This window comes from Ruegeria arenilitoris, from assembly GCF_013030265.1.
GTDB classification, from domain to species: Bacteria; Pseudomonadota; Alphaproteobacteria; order Rhodobacterales; family Rhodobacteraceae; genus Ruegeria; species Ruegeria arenilitoris_E.
This window is the reverse complement of the sequence record NZ_WPZQ01000002.1, coordinates 371,105-391,438: the sequence shown is the minus strand read 5'-3', so window position 1 is coordinate 391,438 and position 20,334 is coordinate 371,105. Positions and strand designations below refer to the sequence as shown.

At 56.6% G+C, this 20,334-nt stretch carries 21 protein-coding genes; 9 read left to right on the top strand and 12 right to left on the bottom strand.

The window, feature by feature from the left end; all coding sequences use genetic code 11:
- Positions 1-23: 23 nt before the first annotated feature.
- From GOX61_RS04795 to GOX61_RS04785, 3 genes are read right to left on the bottom strand one after another with little or no spacing between them, the layout of a single operon-like run.
- Entirely contained in the window at positions 24-2,090 is a 2,067-nt protein-coding gene (locus tag GOX61_RS04795; protein ID WP_170331687.1) for an ABC transporter permease, read from the bottom strand.
- Positions 2,087-3,139 (bottom strand): betaine/proline/choline family ABC transporter ATP-binding protein, encoded by a 1,053-nt coding sequence (locus GOX61_RS04790; protein WP_170331685.1) that lies wholly within the window; start codon positions 3,137-3,139, stop codon positions 2,087-2,089. Before GOX61_RS04790 ends, GOX61_RS04795 begins: the two co-directional genes overlap by 4 nt.
- Positions 3,140-3,148: 9 nt before the next feature.
- Positions 3,149-4,099 (bottom strand): ABC transporter substrate-binding protein, encoded by a 951-nt coding sequence (locus GOX61_RS04785; RefSeq protein ID WP_155147283.1) that lies wholly within the window; start codon positions 4,097-4,099, stop codon positions 3,149-3,151.
- Between the two features lie 414 nt (positions 4,100-4,513).
- On the opposite strand from GOX61_RS04785, the gene GOX61_RS04780 reads away from it, so the two are divergent.
- Entirely contained in the window at positions 4,514-5,176 is a 663-nt protein-coding gene (locus GOX61_RS04780; RefSeq protein WP_170331683.1) for a DNA-3-methyladenine glycosylase I, read from the top strand.
- A 42-nt stretch (positions 5,177-5,218) separates the two neighbouring features.
- Positions 5,219-5,905, top strand: coding sequence for a hypothetical protein (locus tag GOX61_RS04775; RefSeq protein ID WP_155147279.1), 687 nt, complete (start codon positions 5,219-5,221; stop codon positions 5,903-5,905).
- Between the two features lie 3 nt (positions 5,906-5,908).
- Here the strand turns inward: GOX61_RS04775 and GOX61_RS04770 are convergent, their stop codons facing one another.
- Positions 5,909-6,313: a c-type cytochrome gene (locus GOX61_RS04770; protein WP_170331681.1), complete on the bottom strand. Its 405-nt coding sequence runs from the start codon at positions 6,311-6,313 to the stop codon at positions 5,909-5,911.
- Positions 6,314-6,410: 97 nt separating this feature from the next.
- Here GOX61_RS04770 and GOX61_RS04765 point away from each other — a divergent pair, with 97 nt between their 5' ends.
- The gene (locus GOX61_RS04765; protein ID WP_170331679.1) at positions 6,411-6,848 is read left to right on the top strand and encodes a DMT family transporter; all 438 of its coding nucleotides are present in this window, start codon (positions 6,411-6,413) and stop codon (positions 6,846-6,848) included.
- Here the strand turns inward: GOX61_RS04765 and GOX61_RS04760 are convergent.
- Both GOX61_RS04760 and GOX61_RS04755 read right to left on the bottom strand, forming a co-directional pair.
- Positions 6,832-7,518: an ABC transporter ATP-binding protein gene (locus tag GOX61_RS04760; RefSeq protein ID WP_170331677.1), complete on the bottom strand. Its 687-nt coding sequence runs from the start codon at positions 7,516-7,518 to the stop codon at positions 6,832-6,834. The two genes, GOX61_RS04765 and GOX61_RS04760, sit on opposite strands and share 17 nt — an antisense overlap.
- On the bottom strand, positions 7,511-8,797 hold the full coding sequence (locus tag GOX61_RS04755) for a lipoprotein-releasing ABC transporter permease subunit (RefSeq protein WP_170331675.1): 1,287 nt from the start codon (positions 8,795-8,797) through the stop codon (positions 7,511-7,513). The genes GOX61_RS04760 and GOX61_RS04755 overlap by 8 nt, the downstream gene beginning before the upstream one ends.
- Before the next feature lie 396 nt (positions 8,798-9,193).
- Between GOX61_RS04755 and GOX61_RS04750 the strand changes: the two genes are divergently transcribed.
- On the top strand, positions 9,194-9,553 hold the full coding sequence (locus GOX61_RS04750; RefSeq protein ID WP_155147269.1) for a hypothetical protein: 360 nt from the start codon (positions 9,194-9,196) through the stop codon (positions 9,551-9,553).
- Between the two features lie 125 nt (positions 9,554-9,678).
- Here GOX61_RS04750 and proS read toward each other — a convergent pair whose 3' ends face one another.
- Entirely contained in the window at positions 9,679-11,019 is a 1,341-nt protein-coding gene (gene proS / locus GOX61_RS04745) for a proline--tRNA ligase (protein ID WP_170331673.1), read from the bottom strand.
- 168 nt (positions 11,020-11,187) lie between these two features.
- Here proS and GOX61_RS04740 point away from each other — a divergent pair, with 168 nt between their 5' ends.
- From GOX61_RS04740 to GOX61_RS04720, 5 genes are all read left to right on the top strand, one after another.
- Complete coding sequence (locus tag GOX61_RS04740) at positions 11,188-12,552, top strand: FAD-dependent oxidoreductase (RefSeq protein ID WP_170331671.1); 1,365 nt, start codon at positions 11,188-11,190, stop codon at positions 12,550-12,552.
- The gene (locus tag GOX61_RS04735) at positions 12,552-13,526 is read left to right on the top strand and encodes an isopenicillin N synthase family dioxygenase (RefSeq protein WP_170331669.1); all 975 of its coding nucleotides are present in this window, start codon (positions 12,552-12,554) and stop codon (positions 13,524-13,526) included. The genes GOX61_RS04740 and GOX61_RS04735 overlap by 1 nt, the downstream gene beginning before the upstream one ends.
- Positions 13,527-13,615: 89 nt before the next feature.
- Positions 13,616-14,689 carry an AI-2E family transporter gene (locus GOX61_RS04730; protein WP_155147262.1) on the top strand — a complete coding sequence of 358 codons (1,074 nt, stop codon included), beginning with the start codon at positions 13,616-13,618 and terminating at the stop codon, positions 14,687-14,689.
- Entirely contained in the window at positions 14,690-15,379 is a 690-nt protein-coding gene (locus GOX61_RS04725) for an HdaA/DnaA family protein (protein WP_155147260.1), read from the top strand. It begins immediately after the preceding gene.
- 49 nt (positions 15,380-15,428) lie between these two features.
- Positions 15,429-16,973 carry a Ppx/GppA family phosphatase gene (locus tag GOX61_RS04720; protein ID WP_170331667.1) on the top strand — a complete coding sequence of 515 codons (1,545 nt, stop codon included), beginning with the start codon at positions 15,429-15,431 and terminating at the stop codon, positions 16,971-16,973.
- Positions 16,974-16,984: 11 nt separating this feature from the next.
- Here the strand turns inward: GOX61_RS04720 and GOX61_RS04715 are convergent, their stop codons facing one another.
- The 5 genes from GOX61_RS04715 to GOX61_RS04695 are packed head-to-tail and all read right to left on the bottom strand — an operon-like array spanning position 16,985 to position 20,228.
- Positions 16,985-17,374, bottom strand: a complete 390-nt coding sequence (locus GOX61_RS04715; protein ID WP_170331664.1) for a hypothetical protein — start codon at positions 17,372-17,374, stop codon at positions 16,985-16,987.
- A gap of 37 nt (positions 17,375-17,411) precedes the next feature.
- Positions 17,412-18,410, bottom strand: coding sequence for an endonuclease/exonuclease/phosphatase family protein (locus GOX61_RS04710; protein ID WP_170331662.1), 999 nt, complete (start codon positions 18,408-18,410; stop codon positions 17,412-17,414).
- A 4-nt stretch (positions 18,411-18,414) separates the two neighbouring features.
- Positions 18,415-19,095: a molecular chaperone DjiA gene (locus tag GOX61_RS04705; RefSeq protein ID WP_155145277.1), complete on the bottom strand. Its 681-nt coding sequence runs from the start codon at positions 19,093-19,095 to the stop codon at positions 18,415-18,417.
- Positions 19,096-19,140: 45 nt separating this feature from the next.
- Positions 19,141-19,629, bottom strand: a complete 489-nt coding sequence (locus tag GOX61_RS04700) for a GNAT family N-acetyltransferase (protein ID WP_170331660.1) — start codon at positions 19,627-19,629, stop codon at positions 19,141-19,143.
- A complete protein-coding gene (locus GOX61_RS04695; RefSeq protein ID WP_170331658.1) occupies positions 19,626-20,228 on the bottom strand; it encodes a VOC family protein in 603 nt (200 codons plus the stop codon). Before GOX61_RS04695 ends, GOX61_RS04700 begins: the two co-directional genes overlap by 4 nt.
- Positions 20,229-20,334 lie beyond the last annotated feature (106 nt).

Genomic DNA, 20,334 nt, shown 5'->3' with positions numbered 1-20,334 from the left:
GCCGCGCCGCCCCTGCCCTTTTTCTACAGTCCCAGAGCTTTGCGCCGTTCCTCGGCAAAGCCCTGCACCATACGGTCGGCGATCAAAGCAAGGATCGCCATCGCTGCACCAGCTGAAATGCCTAGCCCGACATCCGCCTGCCCCAGCGCCAGATAGATCGACTGGCCCAGACCGGTGGTGCCAATCAGCGCCGCGATTACCAGCATGGCGAAGGCGTAGAGGATGGTCTGGTTCAGACCCAACAGAATTGTTGGCGCAGCATAAGGCGCGCGCACATCACGCAGGATTTGCCATTCGGTTGCACCGCTGGAGATCGCTGCCTCCATCATCTCGTCCGGTGTGTTGACCAACCCATGCCGCGTGTAGCGGATCATGGGGACGATCGCATAGGCGCAGATAGCCAGAAACGCCGAGAACTCACCGATCTGGAATACCATGAGGACCGGGATCAGGAAGACGAACAGCGGAATGGTCTGCAACATGTCACAGATCGGGCGAACAATCTTCCAGACGGGGCTCCAGACTGCGCTAGCCAAACCGATCAGGCCGCCTACAACAGCACAAGAAAATACCGCTGCACCGCTAAGATAAAGTGACAGCAATGCCCTTTCCCACAGACCAGAAACCAAGATTGTGCAGAGCAGCCCCACTGACAGCGCGGCGAGACGCCAGCCACCGGCAACCCAGCCCAGCGCCGCCGCGCCAGTCAGCACGAAGGGCCAGGGCAGATTTGAGATGCCGGTTTCGAGGATGCCAATCAGAATGAGTACAACCAGCCCGCCAGTCAGATGTCCGCGCCATGCCATAAGCAGCGCAATCACTGCACCGGCTGCGAACAGGCCATAGCTCATAGTAGGGGTCCACATGAAACCCCATGTGAAAGGCAAGACAGCCTGATCAAGGCCGATGCGCAAAGGCAGCAACACATAGAACATTGAGTTGTTCTTGAGGCTATCGAGCCAGGGACCGTTGTTCTGGGTAAAGGCCGTCAAGCCGCTGTCCACGGCTTCGGCCAACGGATCCAGCAGCGTCAGGTCGGACGGATTTGGCAGCCATGCCCAGAAGGCGACCGTAAACAGCACGGTGAACGCCAGCATTGCCCAGACAACGCGCCGGTCATAGCGCTTGCGCTCGGTCGCCAGCGTACCGCTCATCCGGTCGATCACAACGGCAAACACCACGATGACGAGGCCTGCCAGCAGTGACTCGCCAAACTGCGCCTTGCGCATGGTCAGCAGAACTTCCCAGCCGATATCATTAAACCCGCCAATGACCGCCGCAATGATAACCATCGACAATGCAGCCATAAGGCATTGGTTCACACCGACCATGATCTGCGTCGCGGCGGACGGGATTTCGACCTGAAACAACTGCTGCAGGCGCGAACCACCAGACATGATGGCGGCCTCTTTCACCTCGTGCTCGACCCGCTCGAGGCCCAGCATCACGTTCCGCGCCATCGGTGGTGCAGCGTAGATCGCCGAAGCAATTAGACCGACCACAGGACCAAAACCAAACAGCAGCAATAGCGGCGTCAGATAGGCAAAAGTTGGCACCGTCTGCATGATGTCGAGCACAGCCTGAACGATCGACTTTACCTTCGGCACCTCGTTCGCAAGGATACCGATTGCACCGCCCACGATCAGCGCCACGGGCACGGACACCGCAACCAGCGCGAGGGTATTCATGCTTTCTGCCCAATAGCCCGAAGCCAGAACAAAGCTCAGGCCCAGAAAACCCAGTGCAGCCATTGGTAGGCCGCCCAGATACCAACCCAGCGCTGTGACCAATCCGATCAGTATCGGCCACGGCGTGTTGCCAAGCACATAATTCGCCGCATCCATTGGATAGGTCATGATGTCAGAAAACAACCGGGCAGCCGGTTTGATGCCGTTCAGGAACCAGGCAAGGAATGATCCCACCCATTCTGTTGCAGGTAATTCCCAAGCCGTGGGCCATTTGATCAACCACGGCATCACGGATTCAAGCGCAAGACAGATTGCACCAACAATCAGCGTGATCAGTGCAGCCTGCGCGCCTGCCGTCAGACGGGCCGAACCAGACGTGGGCACATCGGTAACCGCGCTCATGTCTCTTCTACCTGTAGGGCTGCAGCCAGATCCGATGGATGCACCGTGCCAACGATCTCACCCTTTTCATCACGTACCGGGACCGGTTCATACAGTTGCATGCAATGTGCAAGGGCTGCATCCAGTGTCATCGCGGTGGTGAGACCGGGATCATCAGGGCCACGCTCTGCATCGCCTTCGCGCATGACCGAAGCAACTTTGGCGTGCTGACCCTTGGCCACATCTTTCGAGAATTCACGCACATAATCGTCCACGGGTCGAAGAACGATGTCAGATGGCGTACCAATCTGTACAATCTTTCCATCGCGCATGATGGCAATGCGATCCGCAAGCTTCAGCGCTTCGGCGATATCATGGGTGATAAAGACGATGGATTTCTTCAGTGTCGCCTGAATGCGCAGAAATTCATCCTGCAACTGGCGGCGGATCAGTGGGTCAAGCGCTGAAAACGGCTCGTCCAGAAACCAGATATCGGGATTTACGGCCAGTGAGCGCGCGATTCCCACACGCTGGCGCTGACCGCCGGAAAGCTGACGCGGGAAACTGTCTTCGCGCCCCTCAAGCCCTACAAGCGAGATCACTTCCTGCGCACGGGCACGGCGCTCTTTTCGGCCGACCCCCTGAACCTTGAGCGGATAGGCCACGTTCTCGGCAACGGTCATATGTGGAAACAGACCAAAATGCTGAAACACCATGCCCAGTTTTTTGCGGCGAAGTTCCGTCAGCTTTTTCTTGGATGCTCCGACGACGTTTTCGCCTTCGATCCGAATTTCACCGCCCGTACCGGGCAGCAATTGCGAAATGCAGCGGATCAACGTGGACTTGCCCGAGCCACTGAGGCCCATAATCACAAATAGCTCGCCATCGCGAACTTCGAAATTGGCATCCTGAACGGCCGGGATGAACCCCTGTTCGCGCAGCTCGGCTGCGGCTTTGTCTGCGTCGTTCCCTGACCGAGACAGCGCGTCGGTCAGGGCTTTGTCGGCGCCCGGGCCAAAGACCTGCCAGAGATTCTGGCAGGCAATGGCTGGCGTAGTCGTGTCAGTCACTTATGTGGCTCACTTGGTCGCCGCGTCGACAACGGGACGCCATTTGTCTTCGTTCTCGGCCATCCATGCGGCGACAACTTCTTCGACCTGACCGCCGTCAACATCGATCGCGCCCATCATCGGCTGTTGGTCTTCGACCGCCAGTTGATAGTTGGACAAGATCTCATAAGCTGCCGGCCACTTGTCTTCCATGCCGCTCCAGCTGGCCTTGAAGATGCGCGAAGGCGAGAAGTCACAATCGTTCACAGCGTTCGGGTTCGGACCCCATGCCGGATCGTTGAAGCATGCTTCTTCACCTGCAGGCAGATCGACAAACTGAACATCATAGGCCGACATCGCCCAGTGCGGCTGCCAGAAGGTGATCAGCAAAGGCGACTTACGCTCGGTCGATGCGCGCAGTTCAGCGATCAGTGCACCTTCGGAACCTGCAGGAACCGCCTTGAACGGAAGCTCAAGACCAACCATGCGGTCCGCGCCCGGAGTACCCCAGTCAGCCGGATAATCGACCAGACGTCCCGACGGCAGGGTTTCAGCTGTTGCAAACAGCTGCGCACACTCGTTCAGTGCCTCCCATGCCGGCAGTCCGGGGCACAGTTCAGCCACATGCGCCGGATAGGCAATGCCCTCTTTCGCATCCAGACCCAGATCACCGATTTCAACAACGGTGCCTTCATCGATCTTCTTGGCGTATTCATCGGAAACGTTGGAGGACCAGATTTCCAGCGTCGCGTCGATGTCACCATCCGCCAGTGCCTGGAACTGGTTCATCATTCCTGCGGTGACAAACTCAACATTGTAGCCAGCAGCCTTCAGCATTTCGCCTGCTACATGTGTGGTGACGTGCTGACCTGTCCATTCGTTGATGGCCAGTTTGATCGGCTCGTCCACTGCACCCATATCCGCCGCTTGCGCCGTACCCGCAACTGCAAGGGCCAAAAGGCTTACACTCAGTTTTTTCATGGAATTACTCCCTGTCTTCTTTGTTTTTGCCCACCCCGGCGAGTGTTTGCCCGCCGGCTGACTTGTCTGTCGACAATACCATGCCGCAACATGCACAAATTTGGCCGGAAAAGGAAAGTGAACAGTTTGCTACAGGGCGGAATTATCATCGCCCTTTCGTACCGTTATGCCCCACCAGCACTGCAACTCAATTGTCCAAGCGCGCGAATATCGGGTGATTTTCGGCTCAAGACATTGATTGACGAGTCAATCACAAACCCGAATCCCCTCGTTTGTCGAGCTTTTCTTTTATTTTTTCTCGAAAAATCAGGATGAAGGGTGCCGCAGCAAGTCAGTGCAGTTAGCAGTGACCATAATTTAGCCTCTTGTAACTGCGGCTCAAATTGGCAGCATCTATGGCGGAGGACCTGACCCATGCGCAACTTCGACGAAATCTTTGACATCGCAGCAAAGCGGCATGGCGGGCCAGATGCATTGGAGGAAAAGCTGGGCAAACCCAAAAACCCGGCAGAGCTTGCAGGCATGCCCGAGGATCGCTGGCTTTCGATCATTACGAAATGTGTGTTTCAGGCCGGTTTCAACTGGAAAGTCATCGAAGCCAAGTGGGATGGGTTTGAGACCGCTTTCGATGGATTCGATGTCGGGCGATGTGCGTTCATGGATGATGAGAAATTCGATTCCTTGCTGCAGGACACCCGCATCGTGCGAAACGGCACCAAGATCGCCACAGTTCGGGACAATGCGGTTTTCCTGCTGGAATTGCGCGAAGAAGGCGGTGCCGGACAAGTGTTGGGAGGCTGGCCATCAACCGACTATGTCGGGTTGTTGGCGATGCTGGCCAAACGTGGTTCCCGATTAGGGGGTGCCTCGGCCCAATACGCCATGCGATTTGCTGGGCGGGACAGCTTTATCCTGTCGCAGGACGTGACCGCGCGCCTAATTGCAGAAGGTGTCATCGACAAGGTGCCGACTTCAAAGAAAGCCATGGCAGCGGTGCAGCAAGCCTTCAACATCTGGATGGATCAGTCAAACCGGTCGCTGACGGAAATCAGCCGGGTTCTGGCGATGAGCCTGTGAAAAGCACTTGCAGCGACGGCAAGGCACATTAGGCTTTTAATTATGCGTCGTTTCTTGCTGTTTTTTACCATCGTTATGTTCGCGTCCTGTGGCCGTCCACTGACGCAGCAGGAACGGGATTTTGCACAGAATATTCACGGCGACACCCTGAATCTGAACCGGGTCCGCCTTGTCGAAGGTGCCCCTGTCACCGAGATTACCTATGAGCGCAAGGCGCGACCGCGTCTGGCCTGCCGCGAGCGTATACTGCCACCTGTCAAAGAGGGCATTGTCAGCGGCAAACCGGCGGCCGTTGCGTTGTTCAACCATGTCTATTTTACCAAGGACTGGTATCTGGACGACTACATGTCCAAGTATCCCGAACGCATGAATCTGGTCGCGGCCATGTTACTGGCGCACGAACTGACCCATGTCTGGCAATGGCAGAACCGCAAGACCACCGGGTATCATCCGTTGCGCGCGGCGGCCGAACATGGCGGGCGTAAAGACCCCTATCTGTTTGACCTCGACACCTCGCCTGATTTTCTGGCCTACGGGTACGAACAACAGGGCGCCATCGTCGAGGAGTATGTCTGCTGCCGCGCATTAGATCCCGACGCCCCCAGAACGAAACGCCTGCATGAAATGCTCGACAAACACTTTGATCTCTCAACATTGCCCGGAGCCAAACGCGAGCGCGATGTGGTGATCCCATGGAGCGGCGCCAAGATCGAAGGCATTTGCAGATAGGTTTTAGCCTGCCTGGAGAGTTTTCAGATAGGCCACCAGATCAGCGATGGGCTTGCTGGTCAGCACAGGTTGACCTGTCGGCGCTTTGATCGCTGTGTCATTGCCTTCAAAGAAGGGTCCATAGACAGGCATTGGGCTGCCATGGCTAACCAACGGATCCCGGCCATCAATACGTTCGACAACGCGGATGGTCGGGAAAGCACCGCTTTGGTCAACCAGCTCCGTCAGATTGGTTGGTTGAATAATCAGAACACCCGCCATCGGACCATGCCCGGTCGCATCGATACCGTGGCAGGTGGCGCAGTAATGCTGGTATAGTTCAGCTCCGGCATCCGCATCCTGCGCTAAGGCCGCGTAGGACGGCAGGATCAACGCAGTGGTGAGAGCGGTAAGTATCGATCGGATCATCGCATTCCTCCATTCAATCACGCATTTGCAGGGTTGCCCGACAAGGGTTCAGCCGCAATGATCCAGATCAACGAGATTGGCACAGAGGTTCCGAGCAATGACACAATATGCAGCCATCATGCTGGCCGCCGGGATTGGCGTGCCGATCCTTGCGGCGTTGAACGCAGCCCTGGGAAAACTGATCGGATCCCCAACAACAGCTGCGGTGATCCTCTTTGCAGTCGCATTTGGTGCGTCAGCTCTGGTGATGCTGCTTTTTCCGGGGGTCGAGGCGATCTCGAAAGTCGCGCAGGCCCCAAAGCACCTGTTTCTTGGCGGCGTGCTCATCGCTTTTTACGTTCTGACGATCACCCATGTGGCCCCGCATTTCGGGGTCGGAAACGCGGTGTTTTTTGTTCTGCTTGGGCAACTGATCAGTACCGCCGCGATCGATCATTTCGGCCTGTTCGGGGCTCAGGTCACGCCGCTGACCCTGATGCGCGCAGGCGGCATCGCGGTCATGGCAATTGGCGTGGCCATCACTCAACTGGCTTGAGAACGCCCCCGTCAAGCCGCACCATCCGATCCATGCGCGCAGCCAGATCAAGGTTGTGCGTGGCGATCAATGCCGACAATCCAGCCTCACGCACCAAAGACATGAGCGCTGCAAAGACCTGATCCGAAGTGTCCGGGTCCAGATTTCCGGTGGGTTCATCAGCAAGCAACACACGTGGATCATTCGCCAGTGCGCGGCAGAACGCTACGCGCTGCTGTTCGCCCCCGGACAAGGCCGCGGGCCGGTGATCTGCGCGGGGTGCGACGCCCACGCGATCCAGCAGGGACATGGCCCTGTCGCGCGCGGCTTTCTCAGACACGCCATTAGCCAGTTGCGGCAGCGTGATGTTTTCGAGCGCCGTGAACTCTGGCAGCAGATGGTGGAATTGATAGACAAAGCCCACGTCCTGTCGACGCAGTGCAGTGCGTGTCCGGTCGCCCCTGCCCGCCACGTTCTGACCCGCAATTTCAACCGTGCCATCGTCCGGCGCATCCAGCAATCCCGCGATGTGCAGCAAGGTCGATTTACCTGCACCCGATGGGGCGACCAAGGCAACGGCCTCACCCGCCCGCAGTTCCAGATCGACACCGCGCAGCACCTGTACCTCTCCCGGCGTGCCTTTCAGATAGGTCTTGGTCAGGCCATCCAACCGCAATGTCACATCATTCATAGCGCAGCGCCTCAACCGGGTTCAGCCGTGCCGCACGGCGGGCTGGAAAGTAAGTGACAAAGAAGGATAGACCCAGCGACAGTCCGACGGCTTTGAGCACATCTGACAGATGCAGCTCTGCCGGCAGCGCATAGATCCCTCGAATAGCGGGATCCCAGACACCACCACCCATGACAAAGTTCACAAAGGAAAAGATCGGATCGATATAGAGCGCGAACAGGCATCCCAAAATCACACCCATCGCCGTACCGATAATGCCGGTGAACGCGCCGCAGATGAAAAAGACCCGCAGCACCGAACCTTCGCTCAGGCCAATTGTGCGCAGGATACCGATGTCACGCCCTTTGTTTTTGACCAGCATGATCAGGCCGGACACGATGTTCATTGCTGCGATCAGAACTAGGATCGACAGGATGATGAACATCACATTGTCTTCGACCTCAAGCGCCCGAAGAAATCCACCCGAGGAATCTTTCCACGTCCAGACCTGGGTCCGCTCTCCGGCAGCCTCGAGAATGGGAAACAGCAGAGGATCGAGGTTTTCGGGATTGTCGACCATGATTTCGATTTCATCCGCGACGCCCTCACGGTTGAAGAAGCTCTGTGCTTCGGTGAAGGGCATGTAAACGCGGGTGCGGTCGATGTCATAACGCCCGGCAGAGAACACATAGACGACTTCGTAGGCATTGACCCGTGGTGAGGTGCCGAATGCGGTCTTAACTCCATTTGGTGAAGTCACTTTGACCGTATCACCTACCGTTGCTCCGATGGCTCGGGCCACGCCCGAGCCGATTGCGATCCCTTCGTCAAACCGGGACAGATCGCCATAGGCCTGTTTGCTTTCTGCGATACCGGGCAGACTGTACAGATCGCCGGGGCGGATACCGTAGACTTCAACGCCCGTGCTGCGGTCGCGATTGGTAAGCAGAACCTGCCCTTTCACCAACGGAGCAGCGCGCTGCACACCGGGAACCTGTGCAATACGGTCCGCCATGGCATCAAAGTCAGCAATCTTTCGATCTATACGACCCTGTGCATCGACCTCGCCCGCTGAATAGACCGTGACATGAGCGTTGGCCCCCAGGATGGTGCCCACAAATTCGGACCGGAAACCTGAACGCACAGCCAAAGTGGCGATCAATGCGAAAACGGCCAGCGTAATTCCGATCAGCGAAATCCATGTCATTACGCTGACGCCGCCTTCGGCGCGCCGAGCGCGCAGATAGCGCCATGCAATCTTCCATTCGAAAGGGGCAAAGGGCGGGGGTGTCTTGGCCATTCCTGCTCCGGCAATGTTTTGCGGGGACATTTTCGGCATTTCACCCAATGGTCAACCCGGTTCTGCGAACTCTCCTTCTGATGCAAACCGAACAAGCTGTCAAAACGGCAAGCCCTTGCGCAAATCTGCCCTCACCATCCGAATCAATGAGTGTAGGTCTCGGATCGGGTTTCGGTTCAAGGGAGTGCCGATGATTGGAGCTACACCAGAAGTTGTGAAGTCAATCACAGACAAGGCGGCATTGTTTCAGGTATGAAGTCAATGTGAGCTTTTGGTGAAAAACTGAACTCAATTTACAACATTTATTAAGCAATTTTATTTCGTGCTTTGCTTATTTTACGAAACTTTGTCACCCTAGCTATGGGGGAACACATTTTTAAAGAGCGGGGGTCGCTCATGGGTATTGTAAGGGAATTGGAAGGGGTTGGTCCGATCAGGACCACAAATGCATCTCAGGATTTGGATTGTGAAACGGCGGCTTTGCTGCGTGCAGCGATGCGACCGTTATTCAGCAACGCCGCAAGTTGGGAGGGTCTGGCCGACATCCTGAAGGAGAAGGGCTATCGTCTGGCTTTTCAGAATGGTCGGCTTTGCATAACGGACCGCACCACGGGTGAGCGGGTCTGTGGCATCAGGTTTCTTGGATTTGAGCTCGACGATCTGGTTGAACGAATGGGACGCCCCATTGTCGTCGCCAGAGGAGGTCAGGCCGATGGCGATCTGCTGTTGACCCGGCCAGTTGCGGGTTCGGCCTAGCGTCGGCTGCAACGCCAGCCTGCGCCTAGCATAGCAGCTTGGCTTTCACGTTTCGCCGCGCCATTCATATGATGACGCGGCGAAAAAACATCCAGACTTTTGATTGATCAACAGAGAACGCCAGATCAGGCGATGTTTTCGTAAATCTCTGCGATTTTTGTAACGGCCTCTTCCGGGCTCAGCTCTTCGCTTTCACCGGTTCGACGACTGGTCAGCTCTACCACACCGTTCTTCAGACCACGCGGGCCCACGGTGATGCGCCACGGCAGACCGATCAGGTCCATAGTAGCGAACTTGCCACCTGCCCGCTCATTACGATCATCATAAAGCGGCTCGAGCCCCAGTGCCGTCAGCGCCTTATAGATCTTTTCACAAGCCGCATCCGCTTCTTCGTCACCCTGCTTGAGGTTTACGATACCGCAGTGGAACGGCGTGACGCCTTCGGGCCAGATGATGCCCTTGTCGTCATGGCTCGCCTCAATGATCGCACCGATCAGGCGACTGACACCGATACCGTGGCTGCCCATGTGGACCGGAACCGGCTTACCATCAGGGCCTTGTACCGTTGCGCCCAGAGGTTCGGAGTATTTGGTGCCGAAATAGAAGATCTGGCCAACCTCGATCCCGCGCGCGACGCGGCGACGATCTTCGGGGACCTCGTTGAACAGTGCCTCGTCATGGGTTTCATCCGTGCGGGCATACTTTGAGGTGAACTCTTCAAGGATCGCCTGACACTGTTCACGATTGTCATAATCGATCTCGCGGTCGCCAAAGGTCAGGTCGGTGACAGCGCTGTCATAGAAAACCTCGGACTCGCCGGTATCAGCCAGCACCAGGAATTCGTGTGTATCATCGCCACCGATGGGGCCGGAGTCAGCGCGCATCGGGATTGCCTGCAGACCCATACGCTCATAGGTGCGCAAGTAGCTGACGAGGTGACGGTTATAGGCGTGCAGCGCGTCCTCTTTGGTCAGGTCGAAATTGTATCCGTCCTTCATATAGAATTCGCGACCGCGCATGACGCCAAAACGCGGACGGATCTCGTCGCGGAATTTCCATTGGATCTGGTACAGCGTCAGCGGCAGATCTTTGTAGCTGTTGACGTGACCGCGGAAGATGTCAGTCACCAGTTCTTCGGCCGTAGGCGTAAACAGCATGTCACGATCGTGGCGATCCTTCATGCGCAGCATTTCCTGACCGTAGTCGTCGTAACGACCGGACTCGCGCCAAAGGTCCGCGGACTGAATGATCGGCATCTGAATTGCGATGTGACCTGCCCGCGCCTGCTCTTCGTGGATGATGTTTTCCAGCTTACGCAGTACTTTGAAGCCCAGTGGCAACCAGGAATAGATGCCTGCAGCGGCTTGCTTGATCATCCCGGCCCTCAACATCAGCCTGTGGCTGACGATCTGGGCCTCGGAGGGGTTTTCCTTGAGAACGGGCAGAAAATAACGGCTGAGGCGCATTGTTTGACCTTCAAAGGTGAGAATTCGACTTCAAAGCTGCTTATGCCAAAGCCCTGCCGGGGGCAATCATGCAATGGTGTTTTTGCGACCTCAGGTCAGTCGGATTTTTGATTGACCCGCCAGTCAGGCACCCCGATGGTGGCGCAAACATGAATTTGCGAGGCGTAAATGCAAACAATTACAGAACCAGCACGCGAGGTTCCGGTCGTCCATAAGACAGATGTGCTGGTGGTAGGCTCAGGCCCCGCTGGATTGGCGGCTGCGCTGGCGGCTGCACGAGCCGGGGCCGAAGTCTCGCTGATGGATCGGTTCGGCTGCATGGGTGGAAATATCACTGCCGTCGGGGTCGAAGGCTTTGCATGGTATCGGCATGAGCAGACTGTCGAAGCAGGCGGCATCGGGATGGAATTCGAGACCCGCGCCAAAGAGATGGGCGCGGCGGTACCGGAAAGCCAGTCACTAAGTTACGAGCTGGACAGCGAAGGCTTTAAGTTGGTGGCCGACAAGCTGGTTGAAGAAGCTGGCGTGCATCCGATGCTGCATCGCCAGTTCGTCGCTCCGATCATGGATGGGGATCGGATCACCGGCGTCATCACTGAATCCAAGGCCGGACGCGAGGCGATTCTGGCTCGGGTGGTGATCGACGCCACCGGGGATGCAGATGTAGCGCAACGTGCTGGCGCACCGACCCATAAAACACCACGAGAAGACATGATGGCAGCCTCGGTCATGTTCCACCTAGCCGGTGTGGACAAACGCGCCTTTATGGAGGGCGTAAAGGCCGATCCGCAGACCTACAAGGACTGGGGCGGCGGTGGCGAATGGAACATCGAAACTTCGGGCAAGGAGGACGACATGTTCTCGCCCTTCGTGCACAAGCCGTTCCAGCAGGCAATCGATCAGGGTCTGATCCCGCCGCATCTGAACACGATCGCGGGGACATGGGGCGCCATGCATGACACGGGTGAGCTGACCTATATGAACCTCATCCATCTGGCCGAGATCGACGGCACCGATCCTGATAGCCTGACAAAGGGTGAAATCGAAGGGCGGCGGCAATCAATGCTGGCCATCGAAGCTCTGCGTCGGTTCATGCCTGGTTGCGAAAATGCGCGCCTGCGGAATTTTGGAATGACCATCGGCATCCGCGACACCCGCAAGATCGATGCTGTCTACAACATGACGGAAAACGATGCGCGACATCAGGGCCGTTTCGAAGACACGATCGGTATCTACCCGGAATTCATCGACGGCTACGGTATCCTGATCCTGCCCACAACAGGACGATATATGCAGGTGCCTTATCGTTCGATGTTGCCAAAAGGGATCAAAGGTCTGCTGGTGGCCGGACGTTCACACGGCGCAGACCGCGTAGCCCACGCCGCCACCCGCAATATGGCATGTTGTGCGGTCATGGGACAGGGCGCGGGAATTGCAGCTGCACTTGCCCTGAAAAGCAATCAGGACCTGCATAGTATGAACCTGGCGCCGGTACACTCCGAACTTGAACGACAGGGTGTAAGGATAAGCTAATGGATCATATTCCAACGATCGACATTTCTCCGCTAACCGATCGCGCGCACCCGTCGTACGACGCCACCGCGCAGCAAATCGTCGAGGCCTGCACCGGGATCGGCTTCCTTTCGATCACCGGTACAGGCATCTCTCAGGACACCGTTGATCAGGTCCGGTCGAGCGCCCGTGCAATCTTTGACATCGAAGAAAGCAGCAAATGGGATCAGGCAATCACCCGCGAAAACTACCGCGGCTATATCCCCATGGGTTTCTTCACGCCCAATGATGGCTCAGGCAAGGCCGACAAATATGAAGGCTACAAACTTCATTACGAAGTTTCCGAAGATGCACAGGTCCGTAAAGACTGCGCCTTATACGGTCCGAACCTGTGGCCGAAAGAAGTGTCCGGCGCACGGAACATCATTCTCGGCTATTGGGCACAGCTGGATCGTGTCGCAGATATGCTGCTTGGCGCACTCGAAGTTGGACTTGATCTTGAATCGGATGTTTTGCGCGATGCCTTCCGTGAGCCGATGACCAATATGACCCTATTGCACTATCCGCCACAGGCGCCGGATGAGGGTGGGTACGGCATCCACCCCCACAAGGATACAGACGCGCTGACCATCATTGCCCCAGATCCCGTTGGTGGCCTTGAGGTTCAGACCCGGGACGGAGGCTGGATTACTCCGGATTGTCCACCCGGCGGGTTCGTTGTGAATATCGGTGACATGCTGGAGCTATGGTCCGGTGGGCGGCTGAAATCGACACCGCATCGTGTGGTCAATCGTTCTGGCAAGGAACGTTACTCATTCCCTTACTTTGCTGTCCCTCGGCATGATGTGGTTGTTGAACCCTTGCTGTCGCCCCTGCCCGGATTTGACCGGCCCGCCGTTCATTGCGGTCACTGGTCGGCAGAAGTCTGGCGTACCAACTGGCCTGACGAAACGGCGACCGACGACACGCCCGAACTGGGAACACTGCACGACTGACCAACAAATCCTTTGGCCCATGAAGCGCTTGCATCACGCGGCAGCATGGGCCAAGAACACTGGCAAGAGCTGCAACAAGGGACTGCGCGATGGCTTTGCCGGTAAAAGATCAGCTCAGATATTGGGGCCTTGCAACCGCAATTTTCGTCCTGATTCTGTGGCTGCTAGGGGATGTACTTCTTCCTTTCGTGATCGGGGGCGCAGTTGCCTATTTCCTCGACCCGGTTGCAGACCGCCTTGAAAAACTGGGACTTTCAAGGGTCGGTGCGACAGCTATCATTACCGTTTTTGGCGTATTTCTGTTCGTCTTGATGATCTTGCTGGTTGTGCCGGCACTGGTTACACAGCTGATCGATCTGATCGACGTTTTACCCAGCCTGTTCAAAGAGCTGCGCGCCTTTATTGAACGACAATTCCCAGCAATTCTGGACGCTGAATCCAGCACGCATCAGTTTCTCGTCTCGTTGGGCGACACGTTGAAATCCAAATCCGGAGATGTGCTGCAAACGGTAGTGACATCCCTTGGGTCAGCCATCAACGTGGTGGTTCTTGTTGTGATCGTTCCCGTTGTTTCAGTCTATCTGCTATTGGACTGGGACCGGATGACCGCACGTATCGACGAACTTCTGCCCCGCGACCACGCTCCGACCATTCGCAAACTTGCGCATGATGTCGACAAGGTCCTTGCCTCGTTCGTGCGCGGCATGGGCACGGTCTGTCTGATCCTCGGCACCTATTATGCCGTCGCACTTATGGCTGTTGGTCTGCAATTCGGTCTGGTGGTCGGGTTCATCGCCGGACTGGTGACCTTCATCCCTTACCTGGGCGCGTTGATCGGCGGCACCCTGGCGATTGGCCTGGCCTTATTCCAGTTCTGGGGTGACTGGGCCTCAATCGGCCTGGTGGCGGGTATCTTCATTCTGGGTCAAGTCACCGAAGGCAATTTCCTGACCCCGAAACTGGTTGGCAGTTCCGTCGGCTTACACCCCGTCTGGCTGTTGCTGGCATTGTCCGTTTTCGGTGCTCTGTTCGGCTTTGTGGGAATGCTGGTCGCGGTTCCCGTCGCTGCCGCGCTGGGTGTTTTCGCGCGCTTTGCCACATCACAATATCTGTCCAGCCGCCTCTATACCGGGCTTGAAGGGCTGAATCAGGAAAACGACTGAATGGCCAGACAACTGAGCTTTGATCTTCCAGCCAAGACCGCGCTGGGGCGAGAAGATTTTTTTGTATCCCCGGCGAATGCTCTGGCCGTCGCAATGATGTCCGCCAATTCCTGGCCCGGGAACAAACTGGTGCTCAGCGGACCTGCGGGGGCGGGCAAAACCCATCTGGCCCATGTATGGGCAGCGGAAACAGGCGGGCGTATCATTCAAGCTGCGGCCCTGCGCTATGACGATGTCCCCGAACTGTCCAGATCACCCGTCGCTGTCGAAGACGTTCCGATGATCGCTGGAGATCTGGAGCAACAAAAAACGTTGTTCCATCTGCACAACCTTGCACTCGCCGAGGGGCAAACTTTGCTAATGACCGGGAGGTTAGCCCCCAAATTCTGGCAACTGCCATTGGCCGATCTACAGAGCCGCGTTGAAGGTGCACATCACGTGGCACTCGACCCGCCTGACGATGCGTTGCTGGGCGCTGTGCTTGCCAAACTATTCGTGGATCGGCAATTGAACCCCGGCCCTGAAGTGATCGCCTATCTGGTCAAACACATGGACCGGCGCTTTGAAACGGCTGCAGAAGTCGTTGAGCAGCTGGATCAGGTCGCCTTGTCAGAAAAGCGAGAGATTACGCGTGCTTTAGCAGTTCGCGTACTGAACAAAAGCATAGACGATTCCGAAACCGGCAATTGACCCATCACTGGTGATTTCGCATCCTGCCTTTGGAAGTATTGGACAGAACATGGAACAGACCGTCGATTCCAATATCCCGGACTGGGGGCCATTCGGAAAGCCGCTGTTTGACGATCCCGAAGCAAGGGCATTGTCTCGTGTGGGTGTGGTAGACGTCGGATCAAACTCGGTCCGAATGGTAATTTTTGACGGGGCCGCGCGATCACCGGCTTATTTTTATAACGAAAAGGTCATGTGCGAGCTGGGCGCAGGTCTTTCGGAAACCGGCCGCCTGAACCCGCGTGGCCGCGACCGTGCATTGAAGGCGCTGCGACGGTTTCAATATCTTGCCGATGATCTCGGTCTGCCAGGTCTGCACGTCGTTGCGACCGCTGCGGTGCGAGAAGCCGAAGATGGCCCGGATTTCTGCGCAGAAGTCAAAGCCGAGACTGGTCTAACCATATCTGTAATCAATGGAGCGGAAGAGGCGCGACTGTCTGCACAAGGCGTATTGCTGGGGTGGCCCGGAGCCTATGGTCTGATTTGCGATATTGGCGGTTCTTCGATGGAGCTGGCCGAGATCGGCGAGGGTGAAGTTGGCTTGCGCGTCACGTCACCACTTGGCCCGCTAAAGCTACGCGACATCAAGGGCGGACGCAGGGCCAGGAAGGCCCATATCAAGCAAACCATGGAAGAGTTGCGCGATCGTTTGGGGCCACAACGGGATCGTTTGTTTCTGGTCGGTGGCAGCTGGCGTGCCTTTGCCCGGTTGGACATGTTGCGTCGTGGATATCCCCTGAACGTGCTGCACGAATATCGCATGACCACCAAGCAGGTGCGTGAGACGATCAAGTTTATTGAAAAGAATGACCCAGACAAACTGCGCAGTCAGGCCGGCGTATCCAATTCGCGCATGTCGCTGATCCCGTATGCCATGGACGTTCTGGCCCGGCTCATCCGCACGTTCAAACCCAAGGATATCGCGATTTCAAGCTACGGCATCCGCGAGGGATTGCTTTACGAACAGATGCCGCAAGCTCTGCGTGACCGGGATCCGCTGATCGAGGCCAGCCGCTTTTCCGAAGCCAAAGACGCGCGCCTGCCGGGTTTTGGCCGGCATTTGTACGATTTTGTGATGCCCCTGTTCCGCTCAGCGCCCCCCGCTCGGGTTCGGTTGATCAAAGCAGCCTGCCTGCTGCATGACGTCAGCTGGCGCGCGCATCCTGATTACCGGGCCGAGGTCTGCTTTGACAACGTCACCCGTGCCAATCTGGGTGGATTGAAGCACTCGGAACGTGTGTTCATCGGGCTGGCTCTCCAACATCGGTATCGCAATAAGCGTGAAGGCAACCGCTTCACTCCGCTTTATGAACTGCTGGATGAGAAGGACCAGAAACAGGCCGAGATTCTGGGTAAGGCGATGCGGTTCGGTGCGATGTTGTGGATGCAGAGTGACGCGCCGATGGGTAAGTTGAAATTCTACCCCAAGAAACGCGAGCTCGAGTTGTTTCTGCCCGCCGCAACCGAACCTTTGTTCAATGAAGTTGCAGAGTCGCGCTTGAACTCGCTGGCGAATGCACTGAAATCGGAAACGCGGGTGATCATGCAGCGCTAGGCGCTGATCAATCAGATATCCGTAGCGCCCTGTGGTTCTTCTTTTTGTTCTTCCTGATCTTCCGGCAGAATTTCTTCAGGTTGCGGCTGATCCGGCTTTTTACGGATAATGATATCGCCATTAGGTAGTATCTCGGGTGCTTCGTAGGCGCTCCAGTCCTTTACCTGTGCTGTGATTTCAGCCAGCGCTGGTCCCATTTCCTGAATGAACGACTGCATGGCGGGACCGAATTGCTCGGCCAATCCGCGCAAATCCTCAAGCGCGGGTTCCATTTCCTGCCGGAGGCCTTCAAAGAACAGTTCGGCCCCCTGCTCCATCAGGGATTTCCCGTCATCCTCCTGCGCAGAGACAGGAGCAGCAGCGACGGTGAAAATGGCGGCTATCAAAGCAATGCGATGCATGGAGCAAATATAGGACAGGCTCAATGCGCTTGAAAGGTCACAAATCGATATCCAGAGTGACCGGGAAGTGATCTGACGCCGTCAGCAGCGCTTCTCGCAACTCGGGCAATGCCCAACACCCTGTATCGTTGAATGGATGCCAGATGCGCCATTTTGGTTGGCGGTCGCGCAGATCTTCGCTGATCATCACATAGTCAAGCAGGGCCTCCAGAAACCGGCCTTCTTTAGGTTTGGGAAAACGTGCCGTTGACGGAATGGATCCCGGCCGCAAGCTGTTCGCACTGACGGCATGCGGATCATAGAGCCCGGCGTCTAATAGTATCTCAACCGACGAGCGCCCGAAGAGATGCTCAAACTCATCCAGACCGGGCCCGTCGTTCAAATCACCCAGCAGGACCACCGGCTCCCCCTCGGCAACATGCGCTTTCACCCGTCGTGAAAGCCATACGGCCTGTGCAAGCTGCTTACGTCGGTTGGCGATCGAGATCCGAATAGCCTCATCGCGGTTATCCGCTCCATGAGGTGCCTTGGATTTTAGGTGAGCCCCGATCAGACGGAATTCGAAGCCTGACTTACTTTTGACCTCCAATTCCATCGGCGGTTTGGAAAAGCGGACAACATCCTCTGTGGCGTCGACATCCAGATCTATTCTGAACTCGTGATCGAACCGTGGGGCTCGATTGTTAGTGGTTTCCTTTGGGTCGTGGCGAACGCTCAACTGTTCAGGATCATATAGCAGCGCAAGTTCCTGATGCGTGTCGTTGGGAAATCCCATAATCGCCTGTGAGGTTCTGAGGTCGAAGGTTTCGGCAAACCCCTGAAGCGCGCGCACTGTGTTCTGGCTTTTACCGGTGTTTGGTGCTTCAACAATCAGGATTGCATCGGCATCAACCGCGCTCAGCACCTTGGCAATGGCTTCAATCTGCTGAACCTTGGTGACATTGTACCGGCCTGACCAGCTGTCATCGGCGATCAGAGTGTCATTCTTATCAAACAGGTTGGCGAACCATTCGATATTGTAGGTCGCCAAGCGCATAACTTCAGACCCGGGCGCCGTTGATCTCGTCCCATGCCCGGTTGATATCGATCATCTTCTTTTCGGCCAGACGGATCGCTTCTTCGGGAACGCCACGCGCCATCATCGCGTCGGGGTGCGTGTCACGCACCAATTGTCGCCAGGTTTTACGAATCTCCGGCAATGGCGTTTCGCGGGTCACTCCAAGAACCGTGTAGGGATCATTCGGCGCATCCGGCACGAAACGCGCACGTAATGCCATGAACTGCGCTTCGTCCTGGCCGAAAATACGACTGACTTCCTCAAGGAATTCGTTTTCGTTGGGGTGGTAAAATCCATCCGCCATCGCGATGTGGAACAACCCTTCCATCAAATCGCACAGCGTGGTGCTGTCTTCGGAAAACATGCGCGCGATCTTGCGGGCGTAATCCTGATAACCCGCGACATCGGTTCGGGCCATGTTGAAAACGCGTGCCGCGCCATCTTCGTCATCGCGAGCGATCTGGAATACTTCGCGAAAGGCTGTGACCTCATCGCGTGTCACCTGCCCGTCGGCCTTGGCCATTTTTGCGCCCAGCGCAATCACCGCGATTGCAAAGGCAACCGATCGTTCAGGCGGAGTCCGCAGCTTTTCAAAAACTGCGGTCAGGCTTTCGCCTTGGGCAAGCGCGCTCAGCGCATCGGATATGCGGGTCCAGATCGACATGCTTGCACCCTAGCGCGAGGAAACGTGACTGTCAGGTGCGACTAATCATTCCGTGGCAAGAATTTTCTGCATCAGAACAAGGTCCAACCAGCGATTCCATTTTCGGCCAACCTCGGGCATCCGGCCGACTTCGGTGAACCCAAGTGCTGAATGAAATGCGATTGCACTGGGGTTGTCGGATGAAACACCCGCGACCAAAACATGCACACCGTCCGCACGTGCGACGTCTTCAAGAGCAGTCATCAATGCCCGTCCCAATCCCTTCCCCCGCGCAGCAGGAGACAGCTGAATGGAGTGCTCACGTGAATGGGCGTAGCCCGGGCCGCCCCGGAATGGGCCATAGGTTGCAAAACCCAGCACTTGACCGTCTGCTTCGGCCACCAGATACCGGTTTCCACGCGCCTCAACATCTGCAGCAATGCTTTCAACACTGCGTTCATCGGTAGTGAAGGTGATCAACGTCTCGCGGATGATTACATTCGTTATGTCAGCAATTGCCGGGGCATCCCCAACTTTGGCTGTTCGTACCATCATTCCAACACGCGCATCCCGCGCGGTGTTTCGAATTCGGCTCGCATGGCCACGGGTCCGGAATCAAACTCGACCAGTTCCAGTGGTCCCAGCAGTTTCGCCAGATCAAGCGCGTCAGGATGAAACACGACAAGGCGGCGCAACCTGCAGCCACTGGCCTGTAACATCTGTGCAGGGTGCAGATCGCCCTGCCACTGAATCAGCGCTGGAAACAGGTTATCAAATGGCAGGCGTCCCGAAGGTGGAACAGCCATGCGCCACCTCAGCGCCCCACGTTCCAGATCTATTGGCTGCCCGGCCCCTTCAGATAAAGAAACAAGGTCAGCTTCAATATCTTCCACGCGGCAAATCCAGTTGGTCAGCCGTGGGGTACCTGAAAACCGGTCCAGATCGAACCAACGGGGAAACTCTGGCGCGGGTGCATTCGGATCAACGGCAATCGCCTCAAGGTAAAGACCATCCGCCAGCCCCAACAGCCGGTTATAGGTTCCGAACCTGGCGTGCTTGCCGCCTTCCTGTAGCTTTACGCCCAGCGCTTCTTCGACATGAGAGGCAGCTGCTTCAAGCGTTTCGCCCGCGACTGCCAAATGATCCAGAATCATACGCTCTCCCCTTCGGTATGACCTCAAAGAAAAAGCAGCGCGCGGGTGCACGCTGCTTTCAATGTCATCTTCGCCGAAAAATTCCGGATGGCAAGAGTGCCTTGGC

Coding starts and splice junctions, on each gene's coding strand:
- GOX61_RS04755 (WP_170331675.1), bottom strand. CDS start 8,797: ATGGCCAAGACACCCCCGCCCTTTGCCCCTTTCGAATGGAAGATTGCA.
- GOX61_RS04740 (WP_170331671.1), top strand. CDS start 11,188: ATGCAAACAATTACAGAACCAGCACGCGAGGTTCCGGTCGTCCATAAG.
- GOX61_RS04785 (WP_155147283.1), bottom strand. CDS start 4,099: ATGAAAAAACTGAGTGTAAGCCTTTTGGCCCTTGCAGTTGCGGGTACG.
- GOX61_RS04760 (WP_170331677.1), bottom strand. CDS start 7,518: ATGAATGATGTGACATTGCGGTTGGATGGCCTGACCAAGACCTATCTG.
- GOX61_RS04720 (WP_170331667.1), top strand. CDS start 15,429: ATGGAACAGACCGTCGATTCCAATATCCCGGACTGGGGGCCATTCGGA.
- proS (WP_170331673.1), bottom strand. CDS start 11,019: ATGCGCCTCAGCCGTTATTTTCTGCCCGTTCTCAAGGAAAACCCCTCC.
- GOX61_RS04735 (WP_170331669.1), top strand. CDS start 12,552: ATGGATCATATTCCAACGATCGACATTTCTCCGCTAACCGATCGCGCG.
- GOX61_RS04705 (WP_155145277.1), bottom strand. CDS start 19,095: ATGTCGATCTGGACCCGCATATCCGATGCGCTGAGCGCGCTTGCCCAA.
- GOX61_RS04695 (WP_170331658.1), bottom strand. CDS start 20,228: ATGATTCTGGATCATTTGGCAGTCGCGGGCGAAACGCTTGAAGCAGCT.
- GOX61_RS04770 (WP_170331681.1), bottom strand. CDS start 6,313: ATGATCCGATCGATACTTACCGCTCTCACCACTGCGTTGATCCTGCCG.
- GOX61_RS04765 (WP_170331679.1), top strand. CDS start 6,411: ATGACACAATATGCAGCCATCATGCTGGCCGCCGGGATTGGCGTGCCG.
- GOX61_RS04700 (WP_170331660.1), bottom strand. CDS start 19,629: ATGATGGTACGAACAGCCAAAGTTGGGGATGCCCCGGCAATTGCTGAC.
- GOX61_RS04795 (WP_170331687.1), bottom strand. CDS start 2,090: ATGAGCGCGGTTACCGATGTGCCCACGTCTGGTTCGGCCCGTCTGACG.
- GOX61_RS04715 (WP_170331664.1), bottom strand. CDS start 17,374: ATGCATCGCATTGCTTTGATAGCCGCCATTTTCACCGTCGCTGCTGCT.
- GOX61_RS04775 (WP_155147279.1), top strand. CDS start 5,219: ATGCGTCGTTTCTTGCTGTTTTTTACCATCGTTATGTTCGCGTCCTGT.
- GOX61_RS04725 (WP_155147260.1), top strand. CDS start 14,690: ATGGCCAGACAACTGAGCTTTGATCTTCCAGCCAAGACCGCGCTGGGG.
- GOX61_RS04710 (WP_170331662.1), bottom strand. CDS start 18,410: ATGCGCTTGGCGACCTACAATATCGAATGGTTCGCCAACCTGTTTGAT.
- GOX61_RS04780 (WP_170331683.1), top strand. CDS start 4,514: ATGCGCAACTTCGACGAAATCTTTGACATCGCAGCAAAGCGGCATGGC.
- GOX61_RS04750 (WP_155147269.1), top strand. CDS start 9,194: ATGGGTATTGTAAGGGAATTGGAAGGGGTTGGTCCGATCAGGACCACA.
- GOX61_RS04730 (WP_155147262.1), top strand. CDS start 13,616: ATGGCTTTGCCGGTAAAAGATCAGCTCAGATATTGGGGCCTTGCAACC.